This is a genomic window from Aminobacter sp. P4_D5 (assembly GCF_056401815.1).
In genome coordinates this window covers 1-25,186 of the sequence record NZ_JBFUIP010000050.1, presented here as the reverse complement: position 1 = coordinate 25,186, position 25,186 = coordinate 1, and the positions used below count along the sequence as shown (strand labels likewise).

Annotated in this window: 34 protein-coding genes and 1 pseudogene; 12 read left to right on the top strand and 23 right to left on the bottom strand. The window is 60.6% G+C overall.

Annotated features, from left to right (window positions below; genetic code table 11):
• Positions 1–116: 116 nt before the first annotated feature.
• The 4 genes from AC1DWF_RS13370 to AC1DWF_RS13355 all read right to left on the bottom strand — a co-directional run bounded on the left by AC1DWF_RS13370 (position 117) and on the right by AC1DWF_RS13355 (position 3,131).
• Positions 117–542, bottom strand: a complete 426-nt coding sequence (locus AC1DWF_RS13370; RefSeq protein ID WP_476784352.1) for an HNH endonuclease — start codon at positions 540–542, stop codon at positions 117–119.
• Between the two features lie 75 nt (positions 543–617).
• Entirely contained in the window at positions 618–1,301 is a 684-nt protein-coding gene (nusG, locus tag AC1DWF_RS13365) for a transcription termination/antitermination protein NusG (RefSeq protein WP_476784351.1), read from the bottom strand.
• Entirely contained in the window at positions 1,270–2,574 is a 1,305-nt protein-coding gene (locus AC1DWF_RS13360; RefSeq protein ID WP_476841755.1) for a helix-turn-helix domain-containing protein, read from the bottom strand. The genes nusG and AC1DWF_RS13360 overlap by 32 nt, the downstream gene beginning before the upstream one ends.
• Complete coding sequence (locus tag AC1DWF_RS13355; protein WP_476784349.1) at positions 2,571–3,131, bottom strand: hypothetical protein; 561 nt, start codon at positions 3,129–3,131, stop codon at positions 2,571–2,573. The genes AC1DWF_RS13360 and AC1DWF_RS13355 overlap by 4 nt, the downstream gene beginning before the upstream one ends.
• Before the next feature lie 32 nt (positions 3,132–3,163).
• Here AC1DWF_RS13355 and AC1DWF_RS13350 point away from each other — a divergent pair, with 32 nt between their 5' ends.
• A complete protein-coding gene (locus AC1DWF_RS13350; protein ID WP_476784348.1) occupies positions 3,164–3,409 on the top strand; it encodes a DUF982 domain-containing protein in 246 nt (81 codons plus the stop codon).
• Positions 3,410–3,462: 53 nt separating this feature from the next.
• Here the strand turns inward: AC1DWF_RS13350 and AC1DWF_RS13345 are convergent, their stop codons facing one another.
• Positions 3,463–3,939, bottom strand: coding sequence for a hypothetical protein (locus AC1DWF_RS13345; RefSeq protein WP_476841754.1), 477 nt, complete (start codon positions 3,937–3,939; stop codon positions 3,463–3,465).
• Complete coding sequence (locus AC1DWF_RS13340) at positions 3,936–4,223, bottom strand: hypothetical protein (protein ID WP_476784346.1); 288 nt, start codon at positions 4,221–4,223, stop codon at positions 3,936–3,938. The genes AC1DWF_RS13345 and AC1DWF_RS13340 overlap by 4 nt, the downstream gene beginning before the upstream one ends.
• 59 nt (positions 4,224–4,282) lie before the next feature.
• Between AC1DWF_RS13340 and AC1DWF_RS13335 the strand changes: the two genes are divergently transcribed.
• A complete protein-coding gene (locus AC1DWF_RS13335; protein WP_476784345.1) occupies positions 4,283–5,272 on the top strand; it encodes a hypothetical protein in 990 nt (329 codons plus the stop codon).
• On the opposite strand, the gene AC1DWF_RS13330 is transcribed toward AC1DWF_RS13335, so the two are convergent.
• Positions 5,245–6,426, bottom strand: coding sequence for an MT-A70 family methyltransferase (locus AC1DWF_RS13330; RefSeq protein ID WP_476788657.1), 1,182 nt, complete (start codon positions 6,424–6,426; stop codon positions 5,245–5,247). The genes AC1DWF_RS13335 and AC1DWF_RS13330 overlap by 28 nt on opposite strands.
• 59 nt (positions 6,427–6,485) lie before the next feature.
• On the opposite strand from AC1DWF_RS13330, the gene AC1DWF_RS13325 reads away from it, so the two are divergent.
• A complete protein-coding gene (locus AC1DWF_RS13325; RefSeq protein ID WP_476788656.1) occupies positions 6,486–7,739 on the top strand; it encodes a DUF6161 domain-containing protein in 1,254 nt (417 codons plus the stop codon).
• An 11-nt stretch (positions 7,740–7,750) separates the two neighbouring features.
• Here the strand turns inward: AC1DWF_RS13325 and AC1DWF_RS13320 are convergent, their stop codons facing one another.
• Together AC1DWF_RS13320 and AC1DWF_RS13315 are read right to left on the bottom strand one after the other, a co-directional pair.
• Entirely contained in the window at positions 7,751–8,221 is a 471-nt protein-coding gene (locus AC1DWF_RS13320; protein ID WP_476785531.1) for a hypothetical protein, read from the bottom strand.
• A complete protein-coding gene (locus AC1DWF_RS13315) occupies positions 8,218–8,622 on the bottom strand; it encodes a hypothetical protein (RefSeq protein ID WP_476785530.1) in 405 nt (134 codons plus the stop codon). The genes AC1DWF_RS13320 and AC1DWF_RS13315 overlap by 4 nt, the downstream gene beginning before the upstream one ends.
• A 164-nt stretch (positions 8,623–8,786) precedes the next feature.
• Between AC1DWF_RS13315 and AC1DWF_RS13310 the strand changes: the two genes are divergently transcribed.
• On the top strand, positions 8,787–9,059 hold the full coding sequence (locus AC1DWF_RS13310; RefSeq protein ID WP_476841753.1) for a hypothetical protein: 273 nt from the start codon (positions 8,787–8,789) through the stop codon (positions 9,057–9,059).
• A 4-nt stretch (positions 9,060–9,063) separates the two neighbouring features.
• On the opposite strand, the gene AC1DWF_RS13305 is transcribed toward AC1DWF_RS13310, so the two are convergent.
• Positions 9,064–9,300, bottom strand: coding sequence for a hypothetical protein (locus AC1DWF_RS13305; RefSeq protein ID WP_476841752.1), 237 nt, complete (start codon positions 9,298–9,300; stop codon positions 9,064–9,066).
• Positions 9,301–9,658: 358 nt separating this feature from the next.
• On the opposite strand from AC1DWF_RS13305, the gene AC1DWF_RS13300 reads away from it, so the two are divergent.
• On the top strand, positions 9,659–10,348 hold the full coding sequence (locus AC1DWF_RS13300) for a S24 family peptidase (protein WP_476841751.1): 690 nt from the start codon (positions 9,659–9,661) through the stop codon (positions 10,346–10,348).
• Positions 10,349–10,522: 174 nt separating this feature from the next.
• On the opposite strand, the gene AC1DWF_RS13295 is transcribed toward AC1DWF_RS13300, so the two are convergent.
• Entirely contained in the window at positions 10,523–11,185 is a 663-nt protein-coding gene (locus tag AC1DWF_RS13295; RefSeq protein WP_476785527.1) for a hypothetical protein, read from the bottom strand.
• Between the two features lie 194 nt (positions 11,186–11,379).
• On the opposite strand from AC1DWF_RS13295, the gene AC1DWF_RS13290 reads away from it, so the two are divergent.
• From AC1DWF_RS13290 to AC1DWF_RS13280, 3 genes are read left to right on the top strand one after another with little or no spacing between them, the layout of a single operon-like run.
• Complete coding sequence (locus AC1DWF_RS13290; protein WP_476788654.1) at positions 11,380–11,610, top strand: hypothetical protein; 231 nt, start codon at positions 11,380–11,382, stop codon at positions 11,608–11,610.
• Positions 11,611–11,614: 4 nt separating this feature from the next.
• Positions 11,615–11,854: a hypothetical protein gene (locus AC1DWF_RS13285; protein WP_476787245.1), complete on the top strand. Its 240-nt coding sequence runs from the start codon at positions 11,615–11,617 to the stop codon at positions 11,852–11,854.
• The gene (locus AC1DWF_RS13280) at positions 11,854–12,123 is read left to right on the top strand and encodes a hypothetical protein (protein WP_476787246.1); all 270 of its coding nucleotides are present in this window, start codon (positions 11,854–11,856) and stop codon (positions 12,121–12,123) included. Before AC1DWF_RS13285 ends, AC1DWF_RS13280 begins: the two co-directional genes overlap by 1 nt.
• 52 nt (positions 12,124–12,175) lie before the next feature.
• Here AC1DWF_RS13280 and AC1DWF_RS13275 read toward each other — a convergent pair whose 3' ends face one another.
• Positions 12,176–12,910 carry a hypothetical protein gene (locus AC1DWF_RS13275; protein ID WP_476787247.1) on the bottom strand — a complete coding sequence of 245 codons (735 nt, stop codon included), beginning with the start codon at positions 12,908–12,910 and terminating at the stop codon, positions 12,176–12,178.
• 23 nt (positions 12,911–12,933) lie between these two features.
• Here AC1DWF_RS13275 and AC1DWF_RS13270 point away from each other — a divergent pair.
• A pseudogene (locus AC1DWF_RS13270) lies at positions 12,934–13,092 on the top strand (helix-turn-helix domain-containing protein); the annotation flags it as partial.
• 23 nt (positions 13,093–13,115) lie between these two features.
• Positions 13,116–14,264, top strand: a complete 1,149-nt coding sequence (locus AC1DWF_RS13265; protein WP_476841750.1) for a tyrosine-type recombinase/integrase — start codon at positions 13,116–13,118, stop codon at positions 14,262–14,264.
• A 172-nt stretch (positions 14,265–14,436) separates the two neighbouring features.
• Here the strand turns inward: AC1DWF_RS13265 and AC1DWF_RS13260 are convergent, their stop codons facing one another.
• The 6 genes from AC1DWF_RS13260 to AC1DWF_RS13235 all read right to left on the bottom strand — a co-directional run bounded on the left by AC1DWF_RS13260 (position 14,437) and on the right by AC1DWF_RS13235 (position 18,807).
• On the bottom strand, positions 14,437–14,976 hold the full coding sequence (locus tag AC1DWF_RS13260; RefSeq protein ID WP_476788652.1) for a MerR family transcriptional regulator: 540 nt from the start codon (positions 14,974–14,976) through the stop codon (positions 14,437–14,439).
• Between the two features lie 113 nt (positions 14,977–15,089).
• Entirely contained in the window at positions 15,090–15,413 is a 324-nt protein-coding gene (locus AC1DWF_RS13255) for an integration host factor subunit alpha (RefSeq protein ID WP_055971437.1), read from the bottom strand.
• A gap of 128 nt (positions 15,414–15,541) precedes the next feature.
• Positions 15,542–16,513 carry a beta-ketoacyl-ACP synthase III gene (locus AC1DWF_RS13250; RefSeq protein WP_476786369.1) on the bottom strand — a complete coding sequence of 324 codons (972 nt, stop codon included), beginning with the start codon at positions 16,511–16,513 and terminating at the stop codon, positions 15,542–15,544.
• Positions 16,514–16,525: 12 nt separating this feature from the next.
• Positions 16,526–17,593, bottom strand: a complete 1,068-nt coding sequence (plsX, locus tag AC1DWF_RS13245; protein WP_476786368.1) for a phosphate acyltransferase PlsX — start codon at positions 17,591–17,593, stop codon at positions 16,526–16,528.
• A 105-nt stretch (positions 17,594–17,698) separates the two neighbouring features.
• A complete protein-coding gene (locus AC1DWF_RS13240) occupies positions 17,699–18,253 on the bottom strand; it encodes a YceD family protein (RefSeq protein WP_476788651.1) in 555 nt (184 codons plus the stop codon).
• Positions 18,250–18,807, bottom strand: a complete 558-nt coding sequence (locus AC1DWF_RS13235; RefSeq protein WP_476788650.1) for a ubiquinol-cytochrome C chaperone family protein — start codon at positions 18,805–18,807, stop codon at positions 18,250–18,252. The genes AC1DWF_RS13240 and AC1DWF_RS13235 overlap by 4 nt, the downstream gene beginning before the upstream one ends.
• Positions 18,808–18,930: 123 nt before the next feature.
• Between AC1DWF_RS13235 and AC1DWF_RS13230 the strand changes: the two genes are divergently transcribed.
• A complete protein-coding gene (locus AC1DWF_RS13230; RefSeq protein WP_476841749.1) occupies positions 18,931–19,452 on the top strand; it encodes an outer membrane protein assembly factor BamE in 522 nt (173 codons plus the stop codon).
• 149 nt (positions 19,453–19,601) lie between these two features.
• On the opposite strand, the gene AC1DWF_RS13225 is transcribed toward AC1DWF_RS13230, so the two are convergent.
• Both AC1DWF_RS13225 and AC1DWF_RS13220 read right to left on the bottom strand, forming a co-directional pair.
• The gene (locus AC1DWF_RS13225; RefSeq protein WP_476841748.1) at positions 19,602–21,749 is read right to left on the bottom strand and encodes a sodium-translocating pyrophosphatase; all 2,148 of its coding nucleotides are present in this window, start codon (positions 21,747–21,749) and stop codon (positions 19,602–19,604) included.
• A 191-nt stretch (positions 21,750–21,940) separates the two neighbouring features.
• Positions 21,941–22,435 carry a DUF2165 family protein gene (locus AC1DWF_RS13220; RefSeq protein ID WP_476788648.1) on the bottom strand — a complete coding sequence of 165 codons (495 nt, stop codon included), beginning with the start codon at positions 22,433–22,435 and terminating at the stop codon, positions 21,941–21,943.
• Here AC1DWF_RS13220 and AC1DWF_RS13215 point away from each other — a divergent pair.
• Positions 22,434–22,745 (top strand): hypothetical protein, encoded by a 312-nt coding sequence (locus tag AC1DWF_RS13215; protein ID WP_476788647.1) that lies wholly within the window; start codon positions 22,434–22,436, stop codon positions 22,743–22,745. The two genes, AC1DWF_RS13220 and AC1DWF_RS13215, sit on opposite strands and share 2 nt — an antisense overlap.
• Positions 22,746–22,751: 6 nt before the next feature.
• Here AC1DWF_RS13215 and AC1DWF_RS13210 read toward each other — a convergent pair whose 3' ends face one another.
• The 3 genes from AC1DWF_RS13210 to AC1DWF_RS13200 form a co-directional block, all read right to left on the bottom strand.
• The gene (locus AC1DWF_RS13210; RefSeq protein ID WP_476788646.1) at positions 22,752–23,507 is read right to left on the bottom strand and encodes an ABC transporter permease; all 756 of its coding nucleotides are present in this window, start codon (positions 23,505–23,507) and stop codon (positions 22,752–22,754) included.
• On the bottom strand, positions 23,504–24,442 hold the full coding sequence (locus tag AC1DWF_RS13205) for an ABC transporter ATP-binding protein (protein WP_476841747.1): 939 nt from the start codon (positions 24,440–24,442) through the stop codon (positions 23,504–23,506). The genes AC1DWF_RS13210 and AC1DWF_RS13205 overlap by 4 nt, the downstream gene beginning before the upstream one ends.
• On the bottom strand, positions 24,439–25,186 hold a 748-nt coding region (locus AC1DWF_RS13200; RefSeq protein ID WP_476841746.1), incomplete at its 5' end, for an ABC transporter permease. The genes AC1DWF_RS13200 and AC1DWF_RS13205, both read right to left, overlap by 4 nt.

Here is a 25,186-nt window from a genome sequence, read left to right as displayed (position 1 = left end):
GATTGCCGAACAGGTCAAAATTCTCAGTCGACACGAAAAAAATCCCTGAATGAGGGGGACGCGGGTACGGGCTGAGAGGGGTCGCTAGACATTCGACCCACCCCCCGCCTCGGCAGTCAGCGGTGCGCCCGCTCCTGCTTCTGCTTCTCGCTGTCGTGGTAGAGCTTGCTGACCGTCTGGAGATTGCGCTCTGACCAGAACAGATGCTCATCACCACGATGGGGCATGATGTGGTCGACGACAGCGCTGTTGTCCGCTGGATACTTGCCGATGCACAGCACGCCAGTCTGCTTGCACGTGTAGTTGTCTCGCAGCAGGATCTGCTGCCGAAGCTTGTACCAGCGAGCAGTCTTGTACCAGGCGCGCCACGTCACCGTTGCGTCACGCTGGCGCAGCCGCTCTTTCTCGTCGCCGGGTGCATACCCGATGCGAGGTACCAGCGCAGCGATGCGCGGCTTCAGGCTGGTCAGCCTTGCCATGTCGGGTTTGCTCTCTTCGGGGTATGCGTCGCCATTGCGGTGAAACTGTCGGCGTCTTGCCATCTGCTTCACCTGGGGCCGATGGCGCGGTCCACCTTGCGGCGTGCGACTCTTTCGGCTCGTCCTAGGTGAGATTCGCTAATCCAGTTTCGTGACTTGTGCAAGATCGAGGTCAATAGGCACGGGACGGCCAAAGATGCCGGTTTCAACTCTGATCCTATCAGTCTCTCCAACCATCAAAACAACCGCTTCGAAAGACGCGAATGGGCCATTGTCAATCATCACCTTATCACCCACCAACAAGGCATTGGTGAGCACCGCAATGGCCTTAGGGTCCTTCTCAATCTTCACCTGCAACTTAGTGATTTCACTAGCAGATATTGGTTCAGGCCGCTCCGCTCCACCTATCGGACCAACAACGCCATCTATGGTCTGAAGGCCAGCCCATGTGTTGGGGCACGCCACCACCTTGACGAACAGGTAGCCAGGAAAGGCAGGCACATCCACCGCCTCCAACTTCTGGTATTTGCGCTTGCCTCGGCGCTTTGCATCCACCTTCAGGACCAACATGCAGTGCTCAACGTTGGCATCCTCCAAAGCCTTATCAACAGCTTTGTCCATGCCGTTTTCGATGCGAAGCACATACCAACGCGCCTCCGGACCATCCATTCCGGCCGCTGCCAGCATCGCCTGCTCGCGGCGCGACAGCGCGATTCGCCTGTCGCTCTTCTGCCAAGCACGATCAACGTTGATCGGCTCGCCTTTCTGGTCGAGCCATACGCGGTCACTCTCACTCAGCTGCTTCCCGCGTACCGCCATCATCGCTCTTTCCCTCGTCTCGAATTGCCTGCTCGAACCTTCCCAATCCTTCCGGTCCACCGACCGGGAAGAACACCACCGGCTGCTTGCCCGGTGACGGCAACCATGGCCACCGTCGCAGCTCGAATGCTGCTTGCCATGCCTGCCAAGTCTTCAGGCCGACGGGCACCGCCTCCATGAGTTGGGCCACAGGTTCGAAGCCTACAGGTGCGGTAAGCGTCCGCCCCTCGCCTGCCGCTTTGTCCAGACGCGAGACCTCGGGAAAGCCATTGGTCATGACGTGATCCCACCAGATGCGTTCCTCGAAATCGTCAGGAAACAGCAGCTCGCCGGCCGCACCGATATCGTGTCCCATCTTGCGATAGGTGGCTTCAGCCTTGGCGGCGCCGAGCATTTCGCGAGAAGCCTGGTAACTCGCCTCGCGCTTGGCGCGCGTCATGTTAGGCTCGCCGAGCTCGACCGGCCCGTCGAGCAGTGCCCGGAAGCGGAGAGACGACCATGCCGGCCCGAACGGGCGAACCTCGCGGTTTGCCGGCTTGGTAACAGCCGCCGCCGCTTCGGGCAGTTTTTCCCAGCGATATTCACGAAGATACACGGCGAAGGAACATACCTTCGTGCGGCCAGTCGCCTTCGATGCCGTCACATACCGCTCGGCACCGGCGACAGCCGCATCACGCTCCTGGACCGACAAGGTCGCCCAGACGTCGAAGGCCTGCGGCTCGCTGTCCGATATCGCAGTCGGCCAAGCCATGAACGCCCGTTTGAACGCCCTGACTACTGCCCTGTGATCTTCCTGCCCCTCTCGGCCGCGCTCTCTCTCAAACTGAGATTCAGGAATTACTAGATTATCAGTACTTACTAGTGCCGCATTTACCGGCGCCGGTTTTTYCGTCGACGGATTCACCGGCGCCGGGTTTTCAGTCTGCGGTAAGAATGCAACACTTTTGTCGGCGCCGTTGATTTCGCACGCTTCTTTCGGTTCATCGAAGATCACCAGGGCCAACTTGGCAAACCGGCCTTCGTCGCGTTGCTGGTCTTTCTCGGCATAGCCTTGCTCGACCAGTTCGTTGATCATCCGGCGCGCCTTGTCGCGTCCGCAGGCTCCCTTCTTGGCGATGTCGCCCATGCGCACGGTCCAGTTATCGGGCTTGGAAAGCAGGTAGCCGAGCAGCCACCGCGCCTCCATGGAAAGCCGGATGTCTTCGAACACATGGTTCGGCAAGGTGGTGTAGCGGGCATTGCGAACGCCTCGCCTGATCGTGGCTTCTTCGCTCATCGTCCTGCCTTCCGCCATGCCGCATAGGCGTCGCGCAGCTGCCGCCACGCCTGCGCAGCCTGGCCGCCGTCATTGAGTTGTTTTCGCGAGGTGACGCCGCACAGCGACCGCACCTTCTGTGCCGCGCGATCCGGCATCAGAGGTCGTTCCAGCCCGTGTTCCGCTTCGAGGAAGGCAAGGAACACCGGCTCCTGGCATTTCATCGCCGCTTCGGCCGCAAAGTCCTTGGGCTGGGCCTGCGGCTCGCCCTTTGCGGCGCCGCGCCGGTCGCGCTGGTGCAGGGCCGGGTCGATCTCGCGCAGCCGCTTCATGGCGCGGTCAAGCAGGCGCAGCAGGAAGCGCACCGTTGCCGGCGCATCTGTCACAAACCCCATTTCTTCGACGGTTGCCTTAGGGTCGAACCGGAGCACAGGCAACAACTCGCCCATCGGTCCGCGCGCCTCGACAAAATAGCCGTCGGCATCGTGCACGTTGGTCCATTCGCCAGGCTCGATTGCCTCTACGCTGGCACGCACTGCAAGTAGCCGCATGGCATCGGGGGAAAGTTGCTGGTTCATGCAACCGTCCTTCCGCTAGCGCGATGGGTCGGATGGAACTCACGCCGTCCATATGGCTCAAGGAAACCGACTTCCCGCCACGCGAGATCGCCTCGGTGCCTGACGCCGTCGAATTCCTCAAAGCTTGGCCTCGCGACAAGCGTAATCCGTTCTTCGATCTGGCCGAGAACGCCATGCAGTCGGCGATAAATGGTTCGATCTCGTTGGATGAAGCTCGCGAAGCCTTTGAGGGCTTCTGCAAAGAGGCTGGGATACTGGCCGAGCCGGCAACAGGGTGAAAGCCACATTGAGGTGACGAACCGGTCAGCATTCGTTCCCATCCCGCCCCGGTTCATTTCCCCTCCCTGCGCATTTTGCGGGCGGCATCGGCCGTCAAGCCGAGCAGCGTCCCTATTTCGTGGTCGGAAATGCCGGGGCATGCGTTGGCGATGCCGCGCACGGCCTCGCTCTGGGCGACCTGGGCAAGATCGTGATGCACACGGCCAACGATGACGGCGAGCGGCAGGCCGTGCCGGTCGGCGGCGTCGCGCATCGCTCGCAAAGCACGCTGGCCGTTCAGCTCCAGCGCGGAGAAGTCGGGCAGACGGGAAAGCAGCGCCTCGGCCTCGGCGCGAGCATGGGTGAAGATGTCTTCAACCTCGCGATTGGCGAGTTCGAACCGTGCACGCGCGCGCCTTTCGGCATCGTCCATCAGCTCGGCCAGCCGCCGCGCTTCGCGCTTGCCCAGCGCCCGTCGCGCKAAGGCCGAATTGATGCCGGAACGATTGACTGGCGCGTGAGTCGGCAGGTCTTTGGGGCGCGCCGTCATGCCGGCACCCCGGCAAACTCGACAAAGGCGGCGCGAGCTTCCGAAAACAGCACCCGCTGATGCCGCCCGTCAGGACCGCGCACGGCATGCCATTCGGCCCGCCGGATCGCGATGAACTCCTCGCCCAACTCGAACCCGACAAGCCTGCAAGCCTTCTCGAACACCTCGCGATGCCGCATCAGGATGACATCGGGCACGACTAGCAGGATGCGCGCCCGTGCCTCATCGCTCTCGGCGTCGAGCATCTGCCGGATGATCGGCAGCTGTTGATTGGCGTCGCTCATGCCGCTCTCGCTTGCAAAAGCGAGGGCGGGTCGCCTATTTCTCCGAGAGGGGGAGTGTCATGGACAATTTCGACAAGTTTCTGCGCAATGAGAACATGTGGTTCAAGGCAGCGGTTGGCACCGCCGTCCTGGTATTCGCCACGGTAATCATTGGCACACTCGTATCGCTTGCTGCCTCGGCCAACGCGGAGCACCGTGGCCAGCTGATCGACGTCGTCTACAAGCTTGGGCTTATTGGTGCCGGCCTGATCACGTTTTGCACTATTGCCTGGCGCGGCCTCATCGCCACACAGCAGGCCGAGATGCAGCGTCTCCAGATCGACAAGCTGGCTCAGCAGATCGCGGCTACCGAAGAAAACAACCTTGCTACGCTTCTGCAGAAAGGAGCCGAACTGATCGACGAGCAAAAGCCTGGGCACGTCTCCGCAGGGCTGGCTACGCTGCACGCGATTGTCACGGCGACAAACCCAAAGTTCGCTGTTGAGGCAATGAACTTGGTCGCTGACTATATCCAGAACAACCATAGTTCGTCGCACGACGGGGTGCACTTTGAGTCTGCAACTGCTGTGCTCGCCGCTGGCGCCGCAATCGGACGCCGATCCGATCGTCGACTTGTCTTCACTGCTGAACTTAAAGATGGCAACGAGCACCAGTTCTGGCGTCCGGTAGAGGGCGTGCAGAATGTCTACTATTATGATGGATTGGCTGGCCCCCATTTCCGCGATATGCGCACCAATGAGAACTGGGAATTTGTACGAGTTACGTGGAAATACTTTGGTGGTGAAATCGACAAGCGATTTGACCGATGCAAATTCGAAGGATGCAACATTTACAAAATAAATGTGTACTCTTGGAATAGAAACTCTTTTTTTAATTGTAATTTCTCCGGCGCGAAGATCGGCGGAAATACCACCCTTAACGACCTTCGCGGAAGCGGTAACTTCTTTGAATCCCCCTTTCCGCCGATGCGGAAATTGGAGACCGACTGGAGCCTCGTTCTGATCCAAAGAAATACACGGGGTCATGCYGCCACCTCGCCGGCTTCATAGCCCCATGCGTCCCAGCCAGGGCGGGGTTTGCGGCAGAACAGTTCCAGCCGTGCAATGCCGGGGTAAAGCTTTTCGATCTGCTCGGCATAGAAATCAGGCTTGGTCGAGTGCGGGCCCTTGCGCTCGTGGTACACGGTCTCCGGCTGAGTGCCGGGCAGCGGTGCAGCCACATCGCCGCGCCTGCCGATCAGCAGATGTTCGTGACAGTCGCGGCCCCAATAGCCGGTTCCGGCAACTTCCTTGTCCCAAACCCAATTGTGCACGTAGGTGAAGCCACAGGCCTGAAGCACGCGCGCGCCATCGAGCAGCATCGGGTTAGTCGCCCAGAGGAAGAACACGGCAGGCGTGTTGCCGCCGATCAGATCTGCCAAAAGCTCGCAAATCTCATCGGTCGTCATCGTCGGATAGTGATTTTCCGCGCTCTTTTCGCGGCCGGTAACTTCCGAATGGACGCCGAAGCGCCACGGCGGGTCGGCATAATAGACCGGATAGCAGCGGTCGAGCTTGCCCGGTGCAGTCGCCCTGCCCCGTTCGGCCACCATGTCCATATGCGCCAGGCGCACCGTGTGGCGCAGCTTCTGGCGCTCGACACGAATTTCCTTGGCGCGGCGCACGATATCGCGCTCTTCCTTGGCCAACACCTCGCGCTGCGCTTCGACCGCGAGTTGGGAGATTGCCTCGCCGGCGTGCACCGACACTCGCCCGTCGCGGATTGCCTCAACCAGCTCGACCGCTCCATGCTCGCGAATGCGCTTGGCCGCAATCACCGCACGTTCCGAGATCGACAGCTTTCGCGCCGCCTTTCGGGTCGGCAAATTTGCTGACCCGGCGGTGGCCTGGTTCATGCCCCGGTCCCAGTCAACGATCGATGCCGCGACAAGTGCCCGCTGGCTTTCGGTCAGGTGCCGGCGGTGCAGATTGTGAGACAGCACGAAGCCAAGTGGGTCGTCGCCCTCATATCGCGCGAAGACCGGCTCGACCTCCGCAAAACGGCAAGCTGCAAGCCGGTTGCGACCATCCAGCACCTGCCCATCGAGCAGCATGATCGGCACGCGCTGGCCATAGGTCACAATGTCGTCGGCCAGCTCCCGAATTTCCTGCTCGGTTAGCATCGGAAACAAGTTAGCCAGCGGATGGATGGGAAGATCGTTCATGCCGTCCCCCTTTGACAAAAGGCCAGCATCGAATAGGTGTTCAGGCTACGGGGGGAAGTATGCAAGAAATCGCAAATACGATCTTTCAGGTTTTTGCCGAGCGCGCAAAGGTCTTCGAAGGAAAAAGTGCCGTAGCAGAGGCACAAAAGGCTGCGGGCGAACAAGCCGTTCTGTACCAGCAATTGTTCCAACTGGCTCGTGATATCCGATACCTCGACGAGGCGGGGGCATCGCAGCCGTTCGACAATAAGCACCTTTTCGATGCTATGGCCGCCTGGTGTGCGGGTGTTCTCCAGCGACAAGGCCCGGGCATCTTCGACGGTCCAGACGCCGCCAAGATCGTGCGTTCGCCCTTGCCCATGTTTGACCAGGATCGTATCGATACTTTGAAGCAGGTCTCGCGCGAGCCTATGCCTGAGGCGAAAGCGCGGTTCATCCGAAATCTTGTCGTTGTCGCCCCTCTGGTTGAGCGTCGGCCGAATGTTCCCCAGCCGAATTTCGATGAAACAGCGCCGCGCGCCCGAATGGACCTTATGCTTGCCCTCTCGGACTATGCCGCAGCAAAGAATGTCGCTGAATTCCAGCCGACGATTGCAGGCCGCGTCAATGAAAAAGTGGCGGTACAACAAGCACTTCTCGACAGGCTCGAGAGTTCGCGCAAGAAACTTGCAGAAAAGCTTGTGGCCGACAAAAACACGCATGGAGAGATGCTGGACGAGCTCGACGAGAAAATCATCGGCGAACAAGACAGGATGAAGGAGCTGCAGGGTCAGCTCACAAGCTTCGAAAAGTCCATTCGTCAGGAATTGCAGCTCGATCGCGCCCGCGAAACCTGGTCGAAGCGATACAGCGAGGCCCGTAGGTCCTTCAAAAACACGGTCTGGCTTCTGATTGCGATGGTAGCTATCCCATTCATTGCCGCTTTTGGTCTCGGGCCGGCCGTCGTCCGTTTCGTCAACAATTTCGACATTGTAGTACTGCTTGGGGCTGGCGGCACCGGAGCAGTATTCGCGCACTTCCTGACCCGGCTCGTCATAATCTCCGTGCCGGTTTTCGCCTACCTCTGGGCGCTGCGGGTGGTAATTCGCTACTTCACGCGATCTATGATGCTGAAAGATGACGCGCGCATGCGAGAGACCATGCTCGACACCTATTTTACTTTGACCGAAGCAGGACGCGCCGACGCTGACAGCAGGCCGATCATTCTCAATGCGCTCTTCCGCCCCGCCCCAGGGCACGGAACGGAAGGAACCGAGCCGCCGGAGGTTGCGGCCTATTTGGAATCCCTGGCCAGGATGACTAGACCGGCCTGACACGAGGTTTATCATGCCGCTTCGACCTTCGCCTTGATGGCAATGATGATGGTTTCGAGTTCGGTGAGTTCCTTCAGCGCCTTGCGCTTTTCGGCTGGGGTGAACTTGCCGTCGGTCAGGCTTTCGTAGATCGCGCCGCGCACCTCGAAGGCCTCGCGGTCGAGCCGCGCCAGGTCGGCAAGCGTCACGCAGCTGGCGTCCTTGCTCGTTTCCATCGCAGCGAGCGAGAAGCCCAGCAGCGCGGCATAGGTCGAAAGAACCGGTGGTTCGCTGCCTGCGTCGACATGGGCCTTGTCGATATCGAAGGCGACATCGAGCCCCGCATGGCGCTGATCCTCATGGGTCGCGGAATACAGCGACATCATCGTTGCGTTTACGCGCGTGATGCCGGAGGCGATCTTGCCACCACCCAGCGCTTCCACCGCGCGGGCAAAAGCCATCTTCAGGCTGGCGCGCTGCTTGTCGGATGAAGGACGGCTCATCGGGCGGATACTCCGAAGCGGTTGGAAGTGGCGCGAAAGTTGGGAACGGCGGTCAGGCAGCCGTCGACGAAATCGGGCTGCAAAGCGTGGGCCCGGCTATTTGCGTGACGCGGACGGTCAAAAGCCTCAGATTCGCCCAGTAGGCCGGGGAGACCGACATGGCGTTCAGCGTAGGAACAGACGGCGCGGGAAATGACCTCCCCGCTCGAAATCTGTTCGGCCTCGGAAACGAGGCGCACGATCATGCGCACATTGTCGGAAAGGTCGGCCGCGTCGAAGGCGGGAGGGGTGACCTCCGACGCGGCCTGTTTTCCCGCCGGGGAGGAGGTCGGCAGGAAACTGCGGCCAAGCAGGCGGTCGCCTTGCATGGCCAGGAACTGTTGCGAGCGCCTCAGCGTCATGGCCGGGCCTCGAAAGCAAATGATGCCCGTTCCGTCGCGAAACGGAACGGGCTAGCCTTCCCGGAATCGCCAGACACCAAGGAAGGAAACACGACATGCCCGAGACAGAAGAAGATCTTATGCTCAGCCCTGCTTTCCTTGCAGGAAAGCTTGAAGCTCTCGAGATGCTTCTGCTTGCCGCATGCAGCGAACTGCCGCCGCGAGCCATGCATCACATTCGAATGGCGGCAACCGAACTTCGACAAGACGCCGAAAGCAATCGCGAACGGAATGACATCTGGCGCGACCGCGCCGCTGGCATCTGGGGCGTTGCCAACCGGCTCGACGAGACCTTGGAAATGCGAAGCGACGAAATCGACGAAGGGGCGCGCATTCGCACAGTCCAGCCCGCTCCGATTGACAAGGTCGATCAGGCTTTCCCCAAAAAAGGTTGGTGACGCCTCAGTCGATCCCGGCCATTTCCAATTCCGCCCGGCGACGAGCGGTGAGCGCTGGATTTTTGGGATTTTGCGCCCAGGCAGCACGCCGCTCCCGCTGTTCCTCAGCCACCTTGGGGCGGCGGGCGAGATAGTTTTCCCACTCCTTCCGCTTCCGCCAGTCGTAAGAGGGCGAGACGAGTTCTTGCTTCTGGCCAACGACACGCCGGCCTTGCGTCCGCAGAAACACGGAGTGGTGCATTGTTTGGTCCTTTCGTGAGGCTTCATGGCCGGGCCTCGTCGGCAACGGGCATATCAACGTCCCTTGGCCACTCCGCACCATCCGGCCAGTTGTCCAAGAACCACCGCATGGCTTTTTCGAACGTCCCGGTAGTTACGTCGGCCCGCCCCTCGGCCAGCCCGTCGAGCGTGGCACCTCGGTTGAGAACGATCGTTGAAACTCGCGAGCGCGACAGTCTGGTCGCCGCGCAGTAGGCATCAGAAACGGTGACGAGTTGGGACCTGAGCTTCATGGCGCGGAAAATGCGGAATCAATTCCGCTTTGTCAACGGAATTTCTTCCGCCTGCAATTCCGCCTCAACGCGGATAGAATTCCGCGCATGACAAATACAATTCAGAGTCGCATTGAGGAACGCCTAGCAGACCTCAAGCTTTCAGCACAGGCCGCATCGCTGGCCGCCGGCATGTCACGTGACGGCATGCGTAAGCTGCTTGCCAACCCTGACCAGGTACCGAACGGAAAGAACCTCACTGGCCTAGCAAGAGCCCTTGAAACAACAGAACAATGGCTGCTTACTGGCGAAGGTACTAAGTCGCGTGACGTTTCAGTGAGTAATGATGTTCGCCCTGCATCCATCGACCTCCCGCCAGCTACATCTCTACCCAACGACGTTCCAGTGCTTGGAACGGCGGCGGGATCGCATATGGGCGGTGCGTTTCAATTCGAAGGCGGCGTCGTTGATTGGGTTCGAAGGCCACCAGCCATGATGGGCGCCAAGAACTTGTACGCTGTCTATGTTGAAGGCACATCAATGGTACCTGAGCACAATCCGGGCGACMTGCGCTTTGTGCACCCCGATCGCCCTCCCAAGGTAGGCGACTCCGTTGTCTTAGAAATCCAATACAACGGCAACGACAGCAAGGAAGGCATGATCGGCCGACTGCTCAAACGCACCGAAAAGAGCATCTTCATCGGGAAACTCAATCCGGAAGCCACCGTGGAACTTAAGCGCGAGACCGTCGTCTCCATCCACAAAGTCCTGACCATCAACGAGCTGTTTGGCGTTTAACCGGCAGTTAAAGCAGACTCACCGACGTGCAACCCGAGAGCCAAAACAGACACGCCCGGGTTCGTATTCCTGTCATACGGAATTGTTTCCGCTTTCACAGTTGACGCGGAATTTATTCCGCCTTAGTTTCCGCTCCAATCGCAATCACTGCGATGGAGTGTTGCCGTGTCCGTATCAACCGCTTTCCTTTTTGAAGCGCATGCCACGCATCGGCAGCCAGTTCGCAAAAGTACGGCGAACAAAGTTCACTTTGTAGCGATAGCGCCGCGCATCCTCCTCCGGATAAATCGCAGTGACCGCCGTGTTGTAGGCAATGGCCTGCACGCAGCGAAATGCCGGCGGCGCGTCGGCTGCCACTTTGTGTACGCGGGCTTTGCTGGCCCGAACGTGCTCCAGCGTCGGGCTTGCTTCGTCGAGATCGGCCAACACGTAGTGAAGGCGCGCGCGCAAAGCACGATGTTCGCGCGCGCTGGCGGCCGGATCAATCACCAGCAAGATGACGCCAGCCAATGCCGAAATGACCATCGGCCACAGGGCGCCGAACGAGAGCAAGTCCGTCATGGCGGCGATTGCACTCGTTCCCAAAAACACCTGAAGCCCAGTGAACAACCTGTTCAGCCGCCCCAGGAATTGTTCGCGGATCGCGTGGTAGGCAATGTTTTCCAGCAATCCAAAGCGGGCTTGGTGCAGTTGGTTAGCTACTTCGTCCGGCTCGGCGGCGGCGGCGGCGGGGCGAAGTTCGTGTCGGTTCTCGCTCCGTCCGGCAGAGGCCTCGGAAACGGCGAAGGTGCCGGCCGAGGCGGCGGCGATGGCCGCGGATCTTTGCTCATTTCCCATTGTGACGGTCCCATTCGGATAGCTCCTCGTTCCTATGCTGTATCGAGGGGTTACGCGGGGCTGGGTCGGTCAAAGGCCCGGCTCCGCACGTTTTCCTAAACATCGGAAGAGTTTTGCTTCGCTCGCGGAAAGTCAATCGCGCGGCCCGCGACAGCGATACTTGTTCACAACTGTTCAACTAGGAGCATACGAAAATGATTTCCATCCAGCAGACCTTCGCCACGCCGATCCCGTCGGCACTTCCCGCCCCTTCGTCTGAAGCCACCATCGTCAGCCGCATGGCTCAGGCGATGCTCGAGTTGGCCGCGCACGACCGCCCTGTCGATCGCGACGCGCTGATCTTGGCAGGTTTCACGCGTGCTGAGATCGCCGCCTACAGCGAAACCGCCGCCGACATCGCCAACGCCACCGGCCGCGCGGGCTGACACCATGGTCGCGACCGAAAATCTCGACCCGTACGCCGACGACTTCGACGACGACGGCGAATGCTGGAACTGCAACGGCGAAGGCCTTGTCTATTCGCGCATCGACGGTTTCTGCGACGACGCCGAAAGCGGCTGCGATCTCTGCGGGCGCCGCTGTGACGTTTGCAATCCGGCCACGACCCGGAACTCTGAACTGGACGCCGTCATGTCCGATGCCTTGGCAGCTGCGGGAGACAAATCCTGATGAGCGCTCGCGACGCCCTCGCCCGGCTGCGGCGCCAGCACACAAACGAGCCGGCGCCGCGCGAGCTGCAGCTTTCGCGCCGTCACGCCCGCCTCCTCATCGACATGCAACGGCCCGGCCACAACACCACGCCACTGGACTATGCGCTCGACGACGATTCACCGCCGTTCGAGGCGCGCCCGATGTTCGGCTTATGCGAATGGACGCTGATCTTCGCCTTTGCCTCCAGCCTCGGCTCTGCTGCGCTCTGGTTTGGTAGTGGAGGCTGAAATGGCTTGGCGTCACACGCAATCAATGATTGGCGGCCACACAGTGCCGTCGCTACGCGTATCTCCGATCCATAGCGTCCAGCTCCACCGCCAACTTTTCAATGTAATTCAATGCGCTGTCGATCTGCCGAAGCAAAGCCCGGGCGGCTGGAAGGTGATCCGCCGTAAGCGCCGCCCTGTGGGCAGCCGAGCGCATTACTTCGTACGCCTTTTCCGTTGCGTCGACATACTGAGTAGCCTTGGTGAGAAATTCATCCATCTCAGGCTCGAAAAGCGGTCGTGCCTCAAGGAGGCTTCGATGCGTTGTCACGCGCTGCAGGAATGTGTGGATCGCAGCGAGACCAGGAGAGTGATCAAAAAAATTTCGTATCAACGCTTCCTCGCTCATTGCCGATCGCATTTGACCCACCACCGTAACGGTAACCCGCAGATCAGATGCCATATGGCTCCCTGCACGCTTCGCGATCATTCGCTCACGGCTTCGCTCGGCTCCAATCATTTCAGAATGTCTGATTTGGTGTTGATCGTCGCTAAGTCGCATCTGACGAACCGTCAGATAGGCAGCGGCAATTGCCAAGACACCGCCCAGAAGTCCCTGCCAGTCACGAACGGTCGCCACGGCCGTTTCTCCAATAACATCTGCCACTGCCAGTCCAACCAAAAGGCCGACTGCCACGCAGATAATGTTGCTAGCCGCTTGAAGAACCCGCTCCGCCGTCATGAATCGCTCCCCCGATCCAAGATCGTAAGGCTCGATGGAACGCAGTGGCAAGAGACGCAAAATCACAGTGGCATCCAAGAGGCGAAGCTATGGCCCTGTTGACACCGGAGCAGGCCGCAGCCGAACTTGGCATCGGTGAAGACACCCTTCGCGAAATGCGCAAGGCCGGAGAAATCCCCTACATCAACGTCGGCCGGGGCAGAAAGCGCGAGACGCCAAGATATGATCTCGCTGACTTGAATGCCTGGAAGGACAGAAGGAAAAAGACCGCATGTCCGTCTTCATTCGAAAAGAGACCAAGGACGGAACGTACTCCTACGACTTCCAGCTACAGGGTCGTCGATTTTCAGGCCCGACGGAAAGAACGACTAAGCGTGAAGCCGAGGCCGTAGAAAAGGCCAAGCGCGAGGAAGCCAAGGCTATCCTCGCTACCGAAAAGGCTTTCACCGATCCCAACATGACGATCGAGATCGCCGCCAGCCGCTACTGGGAAGAGGTCGGCCAGCATCACACCAACTGGGCAACGACCGAATGGTCTATGGCTTGGTTGGTCGATCACTTTGGCAAGAACACCAGGCTGCGCGACATCGACGACAGTAAAGTTGCCATGATGGTGGCCAAGCGGCGCGGCGAGACCATCCCCAAGCGCAAGCTGCCGACACGCGTCGGCCCGGTCACCGTAAACCGCACAGTGACCCAGCCGCTACGCGAAATCATGATCCGCGCCCGCGAGATATGGAGCGTGCCCATAGCGAAAGTGAAGTGGAAAGACCACTTGCTGGCCGAGCCGCAGGAGCGCGTGCGCGAGGCAAGCATCGCCGAAGAATCAGCGATCATGGAACAGCTCGAGCGCGGATACGACGACGCGATCGAATTCGCGTTCCTGTCCGGTTGCCGGCGCWTGGAGATCCTTGGGCTGCACTGGCCGCGCGTCGATTTCTTCGGACGTCAATTTACTGTGATCGGAAAGGGCAAGAAGTCCCGAGTGATCCCGATGTCGCAAGCGATCTTCGATCTCTTGTGGCGCCAGCAGAACCACCACGAAACAAAGGTGTTCACCTACCAGGCCAAGCGCACAGTGCGGCGCGGCGACGACGTGATCTGTCGTGGTCAGCGCTATCCGCTCACCGAGTCGGGATTGAAGACCGCAATGCGTCGAGCCGTGCCGAACGCTGGGGTGACCAACTTCCGCTTCCATGACACGCGCCACACGGCGGCGACCCGGGTGCTGCGAAAGAGCAATCTGCGCGTCGTGCAGGAGCTGCTGGGCCACCGCGACGTGGCCACCACGACCAAGTATGCTCATGCTGTCAAGGAAGACGTGCGTGCAGCGCTGGAAGCAGCAACTCCCACAAAAAGCCCCACAAACAACGCGGGAACAGATCAAAAGCCATTGAATACTTTGAAGAAAGCGCGCTGAGAGACTATATCCCCCAGTCAAGTGCGCTACCGGGCTGCGCTACACTCCGGACCGGTCGCGATGTATCGTGATAATGCCGTCCCGGTCAACCCTATTCCGCGGCTTTCCCGCCAAACTTCTTCGTTCCGAATTAGCGGGCGATTTCAACGGCCCAAAAGGCGCAACGTGGCGCCTAACGAACCTGATCGAGCAGGCGTTTGCATTCGAGCAAGTCAAACAGCGCTTCCTGGAGCAGCGCCCGGTTGTCGCGGGACAGCTTGCTTGAGTCGGCGGCCACCGGCCCGTCATCGTCGCCCTTGCCGAGACCAAAGAAGCGTCGGCTCGGCTTGGCCCTTGCCTCGCCCACCAGCATCTCCTCGTCGACCGCGCGCGGCTGTGCAGCAGGTGTCAGCGGCGCCTCGGCCTGCTTGCGCTGGGCGATCGCCTCGACGGCCTTGAGATCGCCGCTGCCGATAGCGACAAGAAACTGGTTGCCATTGTCACGTAGAAGCTTCTGCACACCCTTGATGGTGTAGCCCTGCTCGTAGAGCATGTGGCGGATGCCCTTGATCAGCTCGACATCCTGCGGCCGGTAATAGCGTCGGCCGCCGCCACGCTTCATCGGCTTGATCTGGGTAAAGCGAGTTTCCCAAAAGCGCAGCACATGCTGCGGCAGGTCTAGATCTTCGGCCACTTCGCTGATGGTGCGGAAGGCGTCGGGGCTCTTGTCCATGGTCGCCACTTTCGCAAAACGATTCGTGATTCATTTCAGCGGTTTGCGCGACAACATTCAAGCCCGGTGCGAATCACGCACCAGGCTATCAACCGGTTAGAGCGGAAAAATCGTTACTTGGCGGCCTTGGACTTGCCGTTCTGGTGCGCGCGCAGGATACGGCTCTTCAGCACGTTGGATGCCTTGAAGGTCATCACCCGGCGCGGCAGGATCGGCACTTCTTCACCGGTCTTTGGGTTACGGCCCACGCGCTCGTTCTTGTCGCGAACATGGAACGTGGCAAAAGACGACAATTTGACCGTCTCTCCGCGCACGATTGCCTCGCAGATTTCGTCGAGAACCGTTTCGACCAACTGCGCCGACTCCGTACGGGAAAGACCGACTTTCCGGTAGACGGATTCAGCGAGATCGGCTCGCGTAAGTGTCTTTCCCCCCATGCGACGGTCCCATCCTCAAAAACAACAATTTAGCAAGCGCGCCGGAGGTTAAGTAATTGATCCGTCAAGGTCAAGGACCGATGGCATGACCTTTTCGCGAACGCCGTTCGGGCGCTGTCGCGATGAAATCACCACCTGAGAAGCACGGCGCCCCAGGTGAAGCCACCGCCCATGGCCTCGAGCATCACAAGGTCGCCCTTCTTGATGCGACCGTCGGCAACGGCGGCCGAAAGCGCCAGCGGCACCGAGGCGGCTGAGGTGTTGCCATGGAGGTGGACCGTGACCACGGCCTTTTGCTCGGGGATACCGAGTTTTTTGGCCGAAGCGTCGATGATGCGCTTGTTGGCCTGGTGCGGCACGAACCAGTCGAGATCGTCGGCGGAAATGCCGGTCTGGGCAAAAACGTCCTCGATCACGTCGGTGATCATGCCCACCGCATGCTTGAAGACCTCACGGCCTTCCATCTTGAGGTGCCCCACGGTGCCCGTCGTCGAGGGGCCGCCGTCGACATAGAGCTTGTCCTTGTGGGTGCCGTCGGAACGCAGGCTGGCCGCCAATACGCCGCGGTCGGCGATGGTCCCCTGCCCTTCAGCAGCCTCCAAAATGAGCGCACCGGCGCCGTCGCCGAACAACACGCAGGTCGAACGATCGGACCAGTCGAGAATGCGCGAGAAGGTCTCGGAGCCGATGACCAGCACGCGCTTGGCGAGCCCGCCCTTGATGTAGAGATCGGCCGTGGTGACGGCATAGACAAAGCCGCTGCACACCGCCTGCATGTCGAAGGCAAAGCCGTGGCGCATGCCGAGCCGGTTCTGGATCTCGACGGAGGTGGCGGGAAACGTGTTGTTGGGCGTCGACGTCGCCAAAACGATCAAGTCGATGTCGTCAGGCGTCAGTCCGGCATTGTCCAGTGCCGCGCGCGCTGCTGCTTCACCGAGCGAAGCCGTCGTTTCGTCGTCGGCGGCAATGTGGCGCTGGCGGATGCCGGTGCGCTGGGCGATCCACTCGTCGGAGGTCTCGACCATGCCTTCAAAATCGGCGTTCTTCATGATGCGGCGGGGCAGCGCTGAACCGATGCCGCGCACAACTGATCTGATCACTTTGAAAAAATCCTATTCCTGATCTTCAACCGCAGCGGCAGGTCGCCCCATCGCAGCATGCGGATTGCGTGCGTGGAAAAGGTCGAGATCGGCCTCGATGCGATCGAGCAGCCGGTTGCGGACCATATCATAGGCCATTTCGATGGCGGCAGCGAAACCATCCGCGTCAGCGCCGCCATGGCTCTTCACCACGATGCCGTTGAGGCCCAGAAAGACGCCGCCATTGGCCCGGCGCACGTCCATCTTCTCGCGCAGGCGGTCGAACGCGCCCTTGGCGAAGATGTAGCCGATCTTGGCCATCAGCGTGCGGCTCATCGCCTCGCGCAGGTAGCCGCCGATTTGGCGGGCGGTGCCTTCGGCGGTCTTGAGCGCGATGTTGCCCGAAAAACCCTCGGTCACGACGACATCCGTCACACCCTTGCCGATATCGTCGCCTTCGACGAAGCCCTGATAATTCATCGAGGCCATGTTGGCCTCGCGCAGCATGCGCCCGGCCTCTTTGACCTCTTCTTGGCCCTTGATCTCTTCGACACCGACATTGAGCAGGCCGACGGTGGGCCGTTCGATGCCGAACAGCGCACGCGCCATACCGGTGCCCAAGATGGCGAAATCGATAAGCTGGTGGGCATCAGCACCGATGGTGGCGCCGACATCGAGCACCACGCTTTCGCCGCGCGTCGTCGGCCAGATGGCCGCGATCGCCGGACGGTCGATGGTCGCCATGGTGCGCAGGCAGAATTTCGACATGGCCATCAGCGCGCCGGTATTGCCGGCCGAGACGCAAGCGTCTGATGTGTCGGACTTGACCGCTTCGATGGCCTTCCACATCGACGACTTCCAGCGACCATGGCGCAGCGCCTGGCTCGGCTTGTCATCCATGCGCACGGAAACCTCGCAATGGACGAACTCGCTGACAGCGGCGAGCCGCGGCTGCTTGGCAAGTTCGGGACGGACCGCCTCTTCGCGACCGTAGATGATGAAGCGAATATCGGTGCGCCTCGTGGCGACCTTGGCCAAGGCGGGAATGATCACGGAAGGACCGTGATCGCCACCCATGGCATCAATGGAAATCTTGATCACGCGTCGGTCATCTCACTGTTGGCGTCGCAGGGCACGCAAAAGTCCGGCGAAAATAGCGGTTCTGGATGACCGCACAACCGGGATTACGCGAAACGGCGGGCGTTTTCAAAGCTTCTTGGATATTAGGCGGAGCTTTTTCTGGAATTCGCTTTCGACCGGCTCAATGTCGCCGTCGTCGGCACTGGCTATCGCAGCGCCTGTCTTGCGCGGATATGGATCGATGGCAAGACCAAAGAACTCCTCGGCAAGGGCGCCCGCATCAATCGTGTCGCCGGTGAAGGTTTCGGGGGCGTCGGGGCCCTCCGCGTCGAGCAGTATCTCGCCAGCCTCATTGAAGCCCTGCCTTGCGAGCTTGGAGTCTTCGGGCAAGAAAACGCCCTCGACGTCAGCATCGATGGTCGCTTCGACCGGTTCGAGGGTGACGATGCAAGCCTGGGTAATCTGAGCCTTGACCCGGCCGCTGACCTTGATGCCGTTACGCTTCCACTTGGTGACTACGAGATCTGCCTTGTAGCGCTCGACCGACAACAGGCCATGAGCTTCGGCAAGCGCTGCGCGCTGGGCCGCGTCGGCATCAACGATAGCGGACATGCCTCGCTGCGGCATTCTCGAGACGTTTACCAAGAAGGAAACCGGGCTTGAGGTTTCGACGAGCTTCATGGGTGGCCTCCTTCAGGCTGCATGGGCACCGGATAAGTCAGTTTGCCGGCACATATGTCTTCCGAAGGCTGGGCGGCAAGGGTGCGATTCGCCGCAAAGACGTATTCGGCAAGGGCCGCGGCTTCCGGCCATTCTTTCACGTCTGGGCGCACGTTGCGTAAAAGGGCTGCAGCAAACGCCGCGTGATCGTCGCGTTCGAGCGCATCCTTGTAGGATTCGGTGCGGCCGTAGAACATTTTCGCCAGTTTTTTCATGCGCTTGGGCACGCCGACATCGCTGATTCCCAGCTCGCGCAGCGAATGGTCGACGTCGAGGAAGAATTCGTCGATCAGCAATTGCGCGATCTCAGCCGAAGCGCCTGCCTCGCCGCGCAGGCGGTGCAGAAACAGGAACATATGCAGCGAAAGCATCTCGAAACGGCCAAGCGGCGTGTCGGGCACATTCCACGCCGAATAAAATGGCTCCTGCCGCGCGGCTGCCACGATTCGTGTATAGAGCGCCTCGGTGATGGCGCGATTGGCTTGGCGGTGACGCCCAAACAGACGCTGGAACATTTGAGGGCGGTCTCCCGGGGACCCGTTTCGCACAGTGGCCTTGTTGCATCGGCGCGCAAGCTGGTTTACCGGTTTTGCGGCTCCGCGCAAGCAGGGCGCTGGCACGACAGGATGGAGTTGTTGTTGCACTCGCTGAAATTCAAGATGCCATTTTCGTTGCGTCCGGCAAGCGCTGTATCGCTGATTGTGGCGGCTGCCGCGCTTTCGGCATGCAACACCTCCAAGACGTTCGGTGATCTGAGCCCCAGCGAAACGCTGACCCAGGGTTACGTCATCGATCAGCAGTCGATCGATTCCGTGCCGGTGGGTTCGAGCCGCGAGCAGGTTCTGCTTGCGCTCGGTACGCCCTCGACGACCGCGACTTTCGACAACGAGGTGTTTTACTACATCTCCCAGACGCGGAAGCGCACAGTCGCCTTCGCCAAGCCCAAGCTCATCGAACAGCGCGTGCTCGCCGTCTATTTCGGCGCCGACGGCCGTGTCACCAACATCGCCAATTACGGCATGCAGGAAGGCAAGGTGTTCGACTTCATCTCGCGCACGACGCCTACCGGCGGCAAGGACCAGAACTTCCTCGGCCAGCTGCTTTCCGGTGCAGGCAAGATCGGACAGAGCGCGGCGGGCAGTATTTTGGGCGGCGGCTGATCCGCCGACAGGTTTCAAAAATCTCAGGCAACAGCCCGCGGGAGCAATCCCGCGGGTCTTTTTTTGCCCCTGAACTGAAAACCCCGCCCGCACAATGCGGACGGGGCTTGATCACTCACGATCGTTCACAGGCGTAGCCGCATGCCGGACTAGCCGCCACTATGCGCAAGCACAGCCAAAAGCAGAAGTGCGACGATGTTGGTGATCTTGATCGCCGGGTTCACCGCAGGACCGGCGGTGTCCTTGTAGGGATCGCCGACCGTATCGCCGGTCACCGACGCCTTGTGGGCCTCGGAACCCTTCATGTGCTTGACGCCGTCCTTGTCGGTGAAGCCGTCTTCGAACGATTTCTTGGCGTTGTCCCAGGCACCACCACCCGAGGTCATCGAGATGGCGACGAACAGGCCGTTGACGATGACGCCGAGCAGCGAGGCACCGAGTGCGGCGAAGGCAGAAGCCTTGGAGCCCGAGATCAAGAGCACGCCGAAATAGACGACCAGCGGTGCCAGCACCGGCAGCAGCGAAGGAACGATCATTTCCTTGATCGCCGCCTTGGTGAGCAGATCGACAGCACGGGCATAGTTGGGCTTCGAAGTGCCCTTCATGATGCCTGGATCCTCGCGGAACTGCTTGCGCACTTCCTCGACGATCGAGCCTGCCGCACGCCCGACGGCGGTCATTGCGATGCCGCCGAATAGGTAAGGGATCATGCCGCCGAAGATCAGGCCGGCGACGACATAGGGGTTGGAGAGGTCGAACGACACCGTGCCCATGTCAGCAAAGTACGGGAACTGCGTCGGGTTCGCCGCAAAGTACTGCAGGTCATAGCTATAGGCCGCAAACAGCACCAGCGCACCGAGGCCCGCCGAGCCGATGGCATAGCCCTTGGTCACAGCCTTGGTCGTGTTGCCGACAGCGTCGAGCGCGTCGGTCGAATGACGCACTTCCTTGGGCAGGCCGGCCATTTCGGCAATGCCGCCGGCATTGTCGGTGACCGGGCCGAAGGCATCGAGGGCCACGATCATGCCGGCAAGTCCCAGCATGGTGGTCACAGCGATTGCCGTTCCGAACAGGCCCGCTAGCTGGAAGGTCGAGATGATGCCGCCGACGATGACGATCGCCGGAAGAGCGGTCGATTCGAGCGACACGGCCAGACCTTGGATGACGTTGGTGCCGTGGCCGGTGACCGAAGCCTGGGCGATCGAATTGACCGGGCGCTTGTTGGTGCCGGTGTAGTATTCGGTGATGACGACGATGAGCCCGGTCACCACGAGGCCGATGAGGCCGCAGATGAACAGGTTCTTGCCTGTGATCAGCACGCCACCCCCGGTGCCGATCTCACCCCAGCCAACGGTCAGCGACGTTGCCGCGCCGAGGCCGATGATGGACAACAGGCCGGTGACGATCAGGCCCTTGTAGAGCGCGCCCATGATCGAGCCATTGGCGCCGAGCTTGACGAAAAACGTGCCGACGATCGAGGTGATGATGCAGGCACCGCAGATGGCGAGCGGGTAGAGCATCACGTTGGACAAGATTTCAGTGCCGCCAAAGAAGATCGCGCCGAGAACCATGGTGGCGACGACCGTCACGGCATAGGTCTCAAACAGGTCGGCAGCCATGCCGGCGCAGTCGCCGACATTGTCGCCAACGTTGTCGGCGATTGTGGCAGGGTTGCGTGGATCGTCTTCGGGAATACCGGCTTCGACCTTGCCGACGAGATCGCCGCCGACATCCGCACCCTTGGTAAAGATGCCGCCGCCGAGACGGGCGAAGATCGAAATCAGCGAGGCGCCGAAGCCGAGAGCTACCAGCGAGTCGATGACGATGCGGTCAGCAGGCGCATGCCCCATGGGCCCGGTCAGGATGAGGTAGTAGACGGAGACGCCAAGCAAAGCGAGGCCRGCCACCAGCATGCCGGTGATRGCGCCCGACTTGAAGGCGAKGTCSAGGCCGGCGGCGAGACTGTTGGAGGCGGCCTGTGCGGTGCGCACATTGGCCCGGACCGAAACATGCATGCCGATGAAGCCGGCTGCCCCCGAAAGCACTGCACCAATCAAAAAGCCGATCGCCGCGGTTGCGGAAAGCAGCCACCAAGCGAGCAGGAACACAACGACGCCGACGATGGCGATGGTGGTGTATTGGCGGGCCAGATATGCCTGCGCACCTTCTCGGATGGCGGCGGAGATTTCCTGCATGCGCGCATTGCCCTGGTCGGATGCAAGCACCGACTGCGTCGCCCATATGGCGTAAAGGACAGATAGCAGGCCGCAGGCGATGACGACGTAAAGCATTGTCATTGCCAATTCTCTTCCCTGATTGTGCCCGGAATTCCCCTCCCCGGGCGAGTGAATGAGGCAGGCAAGCCTTGGTGCGGCTTCCCGCTCCCGCCAACCATCCGAAACAGGGCAGCGAACGTCAAGATATCGCTAAGCTTTTGTCCCGGCTTTCGCCGCGCTGCTTCGAACGGTCAAACGCAATTCAAACAACTTCAGGCCAGCTCGCGATCGGGCTGATTGACGTAGATCAGCACCGCCAGCATCGTCATGTAAAACTTGAATGCCGCCTCCTGCCCGTTCCAGGTGCTCGACTGCCACATGCCGAACCATTCGCCGCCGATGACCATGAAGCCGAAAAACCAGACGAGAAACCCCATCGTCACGGCAATCGGAACGAAGCTCTTGGCATTGTTGAATTGTTGGGCGGAGCCGTATTTTGCCTGCCAGAGCTTCCAAGCGGCGATGACGAAAAGCAGGCAGGTCAGCGCCTCGCCAAATATGATCAGCCAGTAACCGATGCTCCATAGCGTCGGGTTGGTGATCGCCCGGTACATGATGGCATTGCCCGGGAAAGTGGTGTCCATGCTCAAGACATGCTGGACGAAGGCGAAATTGGAGCCGTAGTCGGTGATATTGCCGAACGCCACAAGAAAGGCGAAAGCTGCAAGACAAAGACACATCACGATCTTAGAGAGACGCCATACCATGGCAAGAACTCCTTCAAATGACGGACCGGGGCATCAGCCAGATCAATCACCGAGTCTCAGCGGCAGCGCAACAGGCCAGAAGGTCGATGTCGTGCTGACAGGTTCGGCCAGGGTGTATGCCGCGAAGGCGGGCCTGGACGGTACACTCGGGGTACTCAAGCTTTCTGTGGAATGCCAAACGGGCGACGTGATTTCGCTTTCGGTGAGCGGCAACAACCACGATTTTGCAGTGCTGCGCCGCCGCTGGATCATCGAAGGCAACAAAAGCCGGCTCGAAATCACGCTCGATTACCCGGTGCGCGGGCGCTAGCCTCGGCTAGTCGTTCTGGGCCACCTGCCCCATTCGCCTGGCTGCCATCCGCTCCAGCGCCGACAGCGCGTCGTAGATCAGCACGGCAAGGGCAGCAACGATCAAGCCTCCCTGGAGGACAAAGGCCAGATTGTTGGATTGCAGCCCGGCAATGATGACCTCGCCTAGCGTCTTGGCTGCGACCGTCGAACCGATGGTGGCTGTGGCGAGGCTGATGACCACCGAAAGCCGAATGCCGGCGAGCATGACCGGCACACTCAGCGGCAGTTCGACCTTGAGCAGGCGTTGCCAACTGGTCATGCCAGCGCCGCGCGCGGCTTCAACCACACTCGGCGGCGTGGTGGTCAAACCCGTCAAAGAATTCTCGAAGATCGGCAGCAGGCCATAGAGGAACAGCGCGATCAGCGTCGGCTTTTCGCCAAAGCCAACGGCGGGAACGGCAAGCGCCAAAACCGCGACCGGAGGAAAGGTCTGGCCAATATTGACCAGACTGCGCGACAAAGGCAGGAATTCGACGCCTGCCGGCCTGGTAACTAGGATTGCGAGGGAGACGGCAACGACAATCGCTGCGGCAGTGGCGATGGCGACCGTGCGCAGGTGTTGCAGCGCCAGTGATAGCAAACTGCCCTGGTTGTAGATGGCATGAGCGCCATTCTGCGTCAGCGGCTTGAGCAGCGGCTCGAACCACAAGGGATTTGTCAAAAAGGCGATGAGCAGAACCAGCACGGCGAGCCGCAGCAGGAGTGGAATCCAGGCCTTCATTGCGGCCTCGCGGCACGTTTGACGAGGCCTTCCATAGTGACCTTGCCAAGCGGTGTGCCATCGTCCGATGTCACCGGCATCGCAGAACGACCCGACCACAACAGTTCCGCAAGCGCATCGCGCTGGGTCGCCTCGGCGCGTATCCCCTCGCCGGCGGCCTTGCCGGGCTCGACCGCATCGCCGACGGCGCCAAGCGACAGCAGCTTGAACGGGCGGTCGGAGGCACCGATCAGTGTTTCGACGAAGTCATTGGCGGGTTTGGCCAGAATTTCGGCTGGCGTCGCATACTGGATCAGTCGCCCTGCATCCATGACGGCGATACGGTCGCCCAGATGGACCGCCTCCTCCATGTCGTGGGTGACGAGGATGATGGTGGTGCCGAAGCGTTTCTGGATCGCCAGCAGGTCTTCCTGCGCCTTGGTGCGGATGATCGGATCGAGCGCGCCGAACGGCTCGTCCATCAACAGCACGTTGGGCTCGGCCGCAAGCGCGCGGGCGACGCCGAYACGCTGCTGCTGGCCACCCGACAATTCGTGGGGATAACGAGGGCCAAAAGCCACCGGGTCCAGCTGAAGCAGCGACATCAGCTCGTCGACGCGAGCCTTGATGCGCGCTGCGTCCCAGCCAAGCAGCGATGGGACGGTGCCGATGTTCTGTGCCACGGTGCGGTGCGGAAACAGGCCATTGCCCTGGATGGCATAACCGATGCTGCGGCGCAGTTCGTGGCCGGGCACCGAGCGATTGTCCGTGCCGTCGAGCTTGATCGTACCCGAGGTCGGCTCGACCAGGCGGTTGATCATGCGCAAGAGCGTGGTCTTGCCAGAGCCGGAAGTGCCGACGATCACCGTCAGCGTACGCGGCTCAATGACCATCGAGACGTCGTCGACGACAGCGGTTTCGCCATAACGCTTGGTAATGTTTTCGATCTCGATCATGCCGCCACCGCCAAGGTTCTGCGGGTCGCGACAAATTCGACCACCGCGTCAAGGATGATGGCAGCGGCGAAGGCCAGCGCCACCGTTGGAACCGCGCCAAGCAGGACAAGGTCCATTGCCGTCTGGCCGACGCCCTGGAACACGAACACACCAAAGCCACCGCCGCCGATCAGCGCGGCAATGGTGGCAAGGCCGATGTTCTGGACCRGAACGATGCGGATGCCGGTGAGAATGACCGGAAAAGCAAGCGGAAACTCGACATTCGACAGGCGCTGCCAGCCGGTCATGCCCATGCCGCGTGCCGCATCGTTCGCCGCGCGCGGCACACCAGCGAGCCCGACCACCGTATTGGCGACCACAGGCAACAGCGAATAGAGAAACAGTGCGACGAAGGCCGGTGCGGCGCCGATACCGCGAATGCCCAGAGCGGAAGCGCCGGGAACATTGGCCGCAACCCAGCCGAGGGGCGCGATCAGGATGCCGAACAGCGCGATCGAGGGGATCGTCTGGATGATGTTGAGCACATTGAGCACGCCAGCCCGCAGCGCCTCGACGCGGTGGCACAAAATGCCGAGCGGCAGGCCGACAAGAGCGGCGGCGGCAAGCGAGCCTAGTGCAAGCTGGACATGGCGCGCCGCTTCGTTCCAGAAACTGTCGGCGCGATTGGCATATTCCTTGAGAATCGAAAGGCTGTCCCACTGGCCTGACGCGAGCAGAAGCCAGATCGCCGCAGCGGCGATGACG